1 protein-coding gene is annotated in these 274 nt (G+C 43.8%); it reads right to left on the bottom strand.

What is annotated here, in order from left to right:
- Window positions 1-274 (bottom strand): hypothetical protein (locus AAEZ08_RS22930; protein WP_500125178.1); only part of this gene is annotated, 274 nt, incomplete at both ends.

Here is a 274-nt window from a genome sequence, read left to right as displayed (position 1 = left end):
AGCAACGATAACGGCAACTGCGTCTTTTTCAACAAAGCTAGGCATAGGTGCGGTTAACGCTCGGTAATCATTAAAGCTAATTTGCTTAAAGTTTTTACCTTCTTTATCACTGCCAACACGTTCAATCATCGCGACACGGAACGCATCAGCCGAAACCAGTTCGTCAACCCATTTCATGTTGACAGCCATTTGAGCACTGTCACCTTCAGCTTTATCAAGCTGAGCAAGGAATTCATCTGGAGTTAACACTAATTGATCTGGGGCTATTTGACGG

The sequence above is a fragment of the Pseudomonas sp. E45-MNA-CIBAN-0222 genome (assembly GCF_040310405.1).
Taxonomy (GTDB): domain Bacteria; phylum Pseudomonadota; class Gammaproteobacteria; order Pseudomonadales; family Pseudomonadaceae; genus Stutzerimonas; species Stutzerimonas stutzeri_AC.
Note: the sequence above shows the minus strand (reverse complement) of the source record. Positions and strands in the feature narration are given on the sequence as shown.